The organism is Streptomyces sp. NPDC049597, assembly GCF_040675505.1.
Taxonomy (GTDB): Bacteria; Actinomycetota; Actinomycetes; order Streptomycetales; family Streptomycetaceae; genus Streptomyces.
The window spans coordinates 1-5,976 of the sequence record NZ_JBFAOY010000069.1 but is presented as its reverse complement, the minus strand read 5'-3'; the positions used below and the strand labels follow the sequence as shown (position 1 = coordinate 5,976).

Genomic DNA, 5,976 nt, shown 5'->3' with positions numbered 1-5,976 from the left:
GGGGGGGGCGCCGTCTTCACATCCCCCGCCCCGTTCTAATTTTATAATTGGGGGGGTGGGGGGGGGCCCTGCCGTCGGGCCCGCGCCCACCCCCGCCCCGTGTTCCGGGCGCTGTGCTGGGGGGAGGTCAGCAGCAGCGGCCCGGGGACTCGCACTCGCGCTGCGTGGTGCGCATCCGGTCGTACTCGGCGCGCGTCGGCACCGGGGCGTCCGGGTGGTTGCGACGGTGCCGGTCGCAGTAGCGGTCGTACTCCGTCTCGCCGGTCAGTTCCCGCGCGTACCAGATCACGCTGTCCAGTACCTTCTTTATGCCGCTCATGAGTCCGTCCCGACCAGCGCGCGGTCGTTGCTGCGCTGCTGCGGCACGTCGATGCGCGACTCGACGTACGGCACCTCCGCGGTCGGCAGCGGCTCGGTGGCCCGAAGAGCCTTGACGCACACCACCGCGCTGTTGATCAGCACAATGAGGACGAGCAGCAGGAAGACGGCCATGATCACACCGTCGACGGTGTTGTTGAGCACGATGGTGTGCATGTCATCCATGTTCGCGACGCCCGGCAGGACCTTGCCCTCTTCGATGGCCTGCGCGTACACGTCCCGCGCGGCGAAGAAGCCGATCTTGGGGTTGTCCGAGAAGAGCTTCTGCCAGCCGGCGACGAAGGTGCAGGCCACTTCCCAGGCCAGCGGGACACCGGTGACCCATGCCCAGCGCGCCTTGCCCCGCTTGATCAGCACGGTGGTGGTCACGGCCAGGGCGACCGCGGCGAGCAGCTGGTTGGCCACGCCGAAGAGCGGGTACAGCTGCTTGATGCCGCCGAGCGGGTCGGTGACACCCGCGTAGAGGAAGTAGCCCCAGGCGCCGACGACCAAGGCGCTGGTGATCCAGATGCCGGGCTTCCAGGTGACCCGGCCGATCGGCTTCCAGACATTGCCCAGCATGTCCTGGAGCATGAAGCGGCACACCCGCGTACCGGCGTCCACCGTGGTGAGGATGAACAGCGCCTCGAACATGATGGCGAAGTGGTACCAGAAGGCCTTCATACCGGCACCGCCGAACACGCCGGCGAAGATCTCCGCCATGCCCACGGCCAGGGTGGGTGCGCCGCCGGAGCGGGCTACCAGACTCTGCTCTTCGACTTCCTTGGCCGCTGCGGTGAGCTGGTCCGGGGTGATCGTGAAGCCGAGGTTCTTCACCGCTTCCGCGGCGGTGTCCACGGTCGGGCCGAGGAGCGCGGCAGGGGAGTTCATCGCGTAGAACAGACCCGGCTCGAGCACACAGGCGGCGATCAGCGCCACGAGGGCGACGAACGACTCCGTGAGCATGGAGCCGTAGCCGATCAGCCGGACCTGGGACTCCTTCCGGATCAGCTTCGGCGTGGTGCCGGAGGAGATCAGGGCGTGGAAGCCGGACAGGGCGCCGCAGGTGATGGTGATGAAGAGGAACGGGAAGAGCGATCCGGCGAAGACCGGTCCGGTGCCGTTGATGGCGAAGGCGGTGACCGGCTCGGCCTTGAGGGTGGGCGCGGCAACCACCACGCCGATGGCCATCAGGGCGATGGTGCCGACCTTCATGAACGTCGACAGGTAGTCGCGGGGGGCGAGCAGCATCCACACCGGCAGCACGGACGCGATGAAGCCGTAGCCGATCAGGCAGAAGACCAGGGTCTCCGGGCTCCAGATGAAGTACTCGGCCAGCGAGGAGTTCTGGACCCAGCTGCCGCCGAGGATGGCGAGCAGCAGCAGCACCACGCCGATGACGCTGATCTCCACGACCCGGCCGGGCCGCAGGTAGCGCAGATAGAAACCCATGAAGAGGGCGATGGGGATGGTCATGGAGACCGAGAAGGTGCCCCACGGCGACTCGGCCAGCGCGTTGACGACGACCATGGCCAGGACCGCGAGCAGGATGATCATGATGGCGAAGACACCGATCAGCGCGGCGGCACCGCCCACCTTGCCGAGCTCGTCCCGGGCCATCTGCCCCAGGCTCTTGCCGTCCCGTCGCATGGAGAGGAACAGGACGACCATGTCCTGCACCGCACCGCCGAAAATCACACCGACGATGATCCACACGGTGCCCGGCAGGTAACCCATCTGGGCCCCCAGGACCGGGCCCACCAGCGGACCGGCGCCGGCGATCGCGGCGAAGTGGTGACCGAAGAGCACCCGCTTGTCGGTGGGGTGGTAGTCGACCCCGTCCTCGAGCCGCTCGGCCGGGGTGGCGCGGGTGTCGTCCACCTCAAGGACCCGGCGGGCGATGAAGCGGGAGTAGAAGCGGTAGGCGATGGCGTACGAGCCGAGCGCGGCCATCACCAGCCAGACGGCGGAGATCTCCTCTCCGCGGGACAGCGCGAGGACTCCCCAGCCGACTGCGCCGAGCAGGGAGACGGCGGTCCAGATCACGAAGGACCGCATTCGTGATTTTTTCGGCGCAATGCTGCCAGATTCGGGCAGGGCTGATGCGGGCATGGCGGCTCCTCACCTCAACGGGTGCGTAAACAAGAAGAAGGAAGTGCGGATCGGCGATGTCGGTTCGTCAGCGCATACGCGGCGCCGCACTCTGGCACCCAGGCGAGCTGGTACCAGCAGAAGAACGGCGTCCGGCGAGCCGTGGGCTCACGCTGGCGAAGAAGGGGACCCACAATAGGCCTGCGGCGGGCGCGAGGAGCGGTACGGCGATCGCGATGCGCCGCAGGCGGTGATGACCGTTCCGTGCCATGACCTGTGCTCCTCTCCCCCTCGCTGTCGGTCTGTGGAAGAGTTGTCCATCCCCCGAGACCGGTTGACAGTGAACTCCAGAAAGATCGTCGGACATGTGCTGGATCCTGCGGGCGAGCATGCGCATGGTGAAGACGGCCTGGCCCCGGTCATGGGAATCGAGGATCGCGCAGGTGGCGACCAGCGCAGGATTGCTCAGGCCAGTGAGCAATTCGCGACGCAGGTCCGGGTCGATGGCCAGCAGGACGGCCTTGAGCTGGTTCAGTGCCTGGGAACGGGCCTTGACGGCTGATTCCTTGGCCAGTCGCAGGACCCGCATGTCCGCTGCGGGGCCGTCCGCGGTCTTCGGGACGGTGGTGGCGCGTCCGGACAGCACTGCGCGGGCGGCTGCGTCCGCGTCGCCGGCATCTGTCTTGCCGCGCTTGCGCCGGGTGGCACGGTCGGGCTGGTTGACTTCGACGACCTCGATGCCTTCCCTGCGCAGGGACCGCGTCAGCGCGGTTCCGTAGGATCCGGTACATTCGACACCGCCCCGGTGCAGGACGCCGAACGACCTTGCCCAGGAGAGTAGTTGGCGATATCCGGTGGCGGTGGTCGGGAACCCCTGGTGGGCGAGCAAGGCATCCAGGGTGGTGATGACAGCGGCGACGTTGACGTCCTTGTGGGTGTCCACCCCGAGGACCACCTCCTCGGCCAGGTCCGGGACTCGCTGCGCGGGCAGCGTCGGCTGGGGCATGCTGGTGACGGTCACGGGCTCCCTTGGACTGGGTCTGGTGGCTGACACCGGTCCGGTGGGCGGTCAAACTGTGACGGTGCTTTGTGCGGCAAAGCCCCTATCGGGACACGTTCACCGGGCCGGCGGCAGTACGCACCGAAGAGGGCCGGAGCCGACAGTTCTACACCAAGGCGCCTCGGCCAGTTGTCGCACGGGTCAGGCTCCGGCCCCCTGCGGCACCCCATGATCCTCACAGTTGTCGCAGATCAGGTGGACGTCCAGGCCGGCGGGCACTTCCTCGTGAAGCTTGATCAGGAATTCTTGAACTCCTCAGCGCGGTGTCGGCGGTGAAGCGAGCCGATCACTTGCCGTGGCGACATCCAGGGCGGCGAACAGCGTTGTGGTGCCGACGCGAACGTAGTCGTGCGTGGTTCGCTGCGGAACGCCGGGCATCATCGGCTGCACGGGCTGGGATCTGTCCAGGGCCTGGATCTGCGACTTCTCATCCACGCAGAACACCAACGCCCGCTCGGGCGGGTCCAGATACAACCCAAGGACGTCGTGGACCTTGTCGACGAAGTACGGATCGGTCGACAGTTTGAAGGTCTCAGTCCGATGCGGCTGCAGGCCGAAGGCCCGCCAGATCCGTGACACCGACGACTGCGACAGGCCCATCTCCTTCGCCATCGACCGAGTCGACCAGTGTGTTGCGTTCTTCGGCGTGGACTCCAGCGTCTTCGTGACCACCGCGGCGACCTGCCCGTCCGTCACCGTCCTTGGTCCACCCGGACGCGGCATATCACCCAGGCCGGCGATCCGGTACTGCACGAACCGAGCCCGCCAACGACCAACCGCGTGAGGTGTGGAACCGAGCCGGGCCGCCACGTTGTACGACTGGGCCCAGCTCGCCATCACCTCCCCCGACCTGGCCGGCCATCAGCACCTACTCATCCGCCGCAACCGCCGCACCGGCGAACTCGTCTACACCGCTGCTACTCGCCCGGCCCGGTGCCGCTGGCCACCCTGGTCCGCGTCGCCGGAAGCCGCTGGAGGGTGGAAGAGACGTTCCAAGGCTCGAAAACCCTGGCCGGACTGGACGAACACCAGGTTCGCCGCTGGCACTCCTGGCACCGCTGGGTCACCCTGGCCCTGCTCGCCCACGCCTTCCTGGCAGTCACCGCCGCCCTCGAACGCCCAGACCACGACCCGGCAGGCGACGGCACCAGCCCCGACGGACTGATCCCGCTCACCTGCAACGAGAGCCTGTTCACCGCCCCGACCGCACCCGCCCACAATCTCGCGCACCGACTCCGCTGGTCCACCTGGCGCCGACGCCGCCAGGCCTGCGCCCGCCACAGCCACTACCGCCGACAAGCCGCGTATCAGGAATGATCGCGATGTAGTCGGGTCAGACCCACAACCGGTGCCCATTCGCGCACACCAACCACCTGGACACCAGGGGTGCGGTAGTACGGATCGGTGTCGAGTATGCAGTCCAGCTCTGCGCGTTCCGTGTCGAAGACAAGGAGCGCACCAGTGTCGCCAGCCAACGGACCGGCGGCGACGAGACGGCCCTCCTCGTGAAGGCGGCTGAGGAGTGCGCGATGCGCCGGACGTGCCGCGAGGCGTTCAGGTGAAGCGGTCAAAGCCAGTTCGACAATCAGCATGCCCCCGACCGTAGCAGCGGTAGCACCTGGCTACGTCCGTGCCAGCCCCTACCAGCGAGAACCCGCACCTGATCTCGTCACTGACCTACGGCTACGACACGGTCGGCAACACAACCGAACGCGTCATCGGCGGCGACACCCAGGCCCTGACATGGGACCGGCGCAACAAGCTCACGTCGGTCGACACCGACAACAACGTCACGGCCGATGTCAAAGCGCATGTGTACTCGACGCACAGAGCGTCAAGACCTCCGCCAACGTCCCCGCGACTGGCCAAGGCATCGACGCCGGCAAGAAAATCGCAGGTCGCAAGCGCCACCTCGGTGTCGATGCCCTCGGCCTCCTCCTGGCCGTCTGGGTGACAGCGGCCAGCGTTTCCGACAACACCGTCGGCATCCACGTGCTGTCCCGCATCGCCGCCGAGAACCCACGGGTGACCAAGGCCTGGGCCGACACCGGCTACCGAACGAAGGTGACTGACCATGGCGCACGCCTCGGCATCGACGTCGAGGTCGTCCCACGCGCCCCTGGCGTTAAGGGATTCAAGGTGATTCCCCGGCGCTGGGTGGTCGAGCGGACCTTCGGGTGGCTCATGCACCACCGGCGCCTCGCCCACGACTACGAAACCCACTCCCACCGCTCCGAAGCCATCATCCACGTCGCGATGATCAACCTCATGAGCCGACGGCTCACTCCCGAATCCACCCCGAACTGGCGCGACACATGAACCTCGGACCAAACACTTTCGCCAGGACAAAACGCTCTTTACTGATCGTTTCAGAATGAGGTTCGGAGGCGTCTCAAGCAGATGATGCTGCAGGCGAGTTGAAGCAGGCTGAGGTGGAGATCGGCGCGTATCTCGTAGCGGATCCGGAG

4 protein-coding genes and 4 pseudogenes are annotated in these 5,976 nt (G+C 66.9%); 2 read left to right on the top strand and 6 right to left on the bottom strand.

Annotation, left to right across the window (positions count from 1 at the left end; all coding sequences use genetic code 11):
- Nucleotides 1-127: 127 nt before the first annotated feature.
- From AB0K02_RS33855 to AB0K02_RS33840, 4 genes and pseudogenes are all read right to left on the bottom strand, one after another.
- Entirely contained in the window at nt 128-319 is a 192-nt protein-coding gene (locus AB0K02_RS33855) for a YbdD/YjiX family protein (RefSeq protein WP_365996445.1), read from the bottom strand.
- Complete coding sequence (locus AB0K02_RS33850) at nt 316-2,469, bottom strand: carbon starvation CstA family protein (protein ID WP_365996444.1); 2,154 nt, start codon at nt 2,467-2,469, stop codon at nt 316-318. Before AB0K02_RS33850 ends, AB0K02_RS33855 begins: the two co-directional genes overlap by 4 nt.
- 67 nt (nt 2,470-2,536) lie before the next feature.
- Nucleotides 2,537-3,469: a transposase gene (locus AB0K02_RS33845; protein WP_365996443.1), complete on the bottom strand. Its 933-nt coding sequence runs from the start codon at nt 3,467-3,469 to the stop codon at nt 2,537-2,539.
- A gap of 219 nt (nt 3,470-3,688) precedes the next feature.
- Nucleotides 3,689-4,318: pseudogene (locus AB0K02_RS33840) on the bottom strand (IS630 family transposase); the annotation flags it as partial.
- Between the two features lie 4 nt (nt 4,319-4,322).
- On the opposite strand from AB0K02_RS33840, the pseudogene AB0K02_RS33835 reads away from it, so the two are divergent.
- Nucleotides 4,323-4,825: pseudogene (locus AB0K02_RS33835) on the top strand (IS701 family transposase); the annotation flags it as partial.
- Here AB0K02_RS33835 and AB0K02_RS33830 read toward each other — a convergent pair.
- Nucleotides 4,816-5,100, bottom strand: a complete 285-nt coding sequence (locus AB0K02_RS33830; protein ID WP_365996442.1) for a YciI family protein — start codon at nt 5,098-5,100, stop codon at nt 4,816-4,818. The pseudogene AB0K02_RS33835 and the gene AB0K02_RS33830 overlap by 10 nt on opposite strands.
- A gap of 214 nt (nt 5,101-5,314) precedes the next feature.
- On the opposite strand from AB0K02_RS33830, the pseudogene AB0K02_RS33825 reads away from it, so the two are divergent.
- Nucleotides 5,315-5,827, top strand: a pseudogene (locus AB0K02_RS33825) (transposase); the annotation flags it as partial.
- 50 nt (nt 5,828-5,877) lie between these two features.
- Here AB0K02_RS33825 and AB0K02_RS33820 read toward each other — a convergent pair.
- Nucleotides 5,878-5,976: pseudogene (locus AB0K02_RS33820) on the bottom strand (IS5/IS1182 family transposase); the annotation flags it as partial.